Source organism: Microbacterium sp. Bi128 (assembly GCF_918698205.1).
The window spans coordinates 1-1367 of record NZ_CAKKMM010001364.1 but is presented as its reverse complement, the minus strand read 5'-3'; the positions used below and the strand labels follow the sequence as shown (position 1 = coordinate 1367).

At 63.1% G+C, this 1367-nt stretch carries 2 protein-coding genes; both read left to right on the top strand.

What is annotated here, in order from left to right:
* The coding region (locus tag LQV45_RS32835; RefSeq protein ID WP_230011833.1) for a hypothetical protein at window positions 1–257 on the top strand (257 nt) is incomplete at its 5' end.
* Window positions 258–816: 559 nt separating this feature from the next.
* Window positions 817–1367 (top strand): FadR/GntR family transcriptional regulator (locus LQV45_RS32830; RefSeq protein ID WP_230011830.1); only part of this gene is annotated, 551 nt, incomplete at its 3' end.

Genomic DNA, 1367 nt, shown 5'->3' with positions numbered 1-1367 from the left:
TCGTGGGCAACGTCTTGCTTGGAGTCGCGGTCTGGCAGTCCCGGACGCTCCCCCGTTGGGCCGGGGCGCTATGGATTGCCGGCGCCGTACTGTTCTACCTCCTCGGCGTCGTGCTGGGGCAGGCGACCACGGGCAGCAGCCTTCCGACACAACCGGCCGGTGCCATGCTCATGGCCGCATCGGGTAGCTGGATGGCGTGGAGCCAGTCACGGCAGGGCCAGCCAGCCGCGGCCGTCCATGCGGCCGGCACGCGCTGACGGCTTAAGGTTCGTGGAGGCCGGACTTGCCCAAGCGGTCCAGGTGATTGTGTTGAGAATCCGCGTCGGCTCCATCCGTTCGGATGGATCGAGACGATGAACACCGGAGAACGACCTCGTGCCACATCTACCAGACCGCGCCAGACACCAACAAAAATGGGCCCCCGCCGGGGCCTATAAAGGAGATTTGGACACATTCAGCGGCTACAAGCCCCTGAACAGGGAAAACACGTGCCCGAGGTGGGACTCGAACTGCATTCCTGCCCTCGCAATCACTGGGCTCCCGCGGAAACATGCGGAATTCTGTCCGATCCGACACCGGTACGGCCCGGTCCGAAGCCCAATGTGTGTACTTTGTACACACCGCAAAATGGCCAGCTCAAAGCATCGCAATCACCAGCCGCACCCGACACATTTCGCCGGCGACCACCAGCAACCGCAGCAACTCGGCTAAAAAACGCCGCTCCCCATCGGCCACACGTGGCGAGTGAGGCCGCCCCCGTCACGACATATTCGAGACTTCCTTGACGGGCAGTGTGACAAGTGCCATAGTCTTCGTATGGACCTGTTGGACAGCTGGACAGCTGCGCAAGATCGAGTGGTACGCGTCGGCGCGGCCGAAGCGGTCTTCGCATCCCTCCGCAGCGCAATCGAAGGCGGCAAGATCCCTGTCGGCACCCGCCTGGACTCAGAGGCATCGCTGGCCAAACAGTACGGCGTGAGCCGCACGATGGTCAGGGAGGCGCTGCGTTCCTGCACCGCGTTGGGACTGACGGCCACCCACACGGGTAAAGGCACGTTCGTCATCGCTGACAAGGTGGCCCAGGACCTCAAACTCGGCAAATATTCGGCCAGCGCCCTCGTGGAAGCCCGCCCCCACGTGGAAGTGCCGGCCGCGGGCCTCGCCGCCCAACGCCGCAGCAACGAAGACCTGGAGGCCCTTCGGGAAATCCTCCGGGAAATGTCCGAGGAGGACGATCTCCAGCAGTGGGTGCTTTTGAACACCGAGTTCCACGTGACCATCGCCCGGTGCAGCGGCAATGGCGTGTTCGAATCATTCCTGTCCGACATCTGTGACGCCATGGCCAACCAATCGAACACGCTTAACCT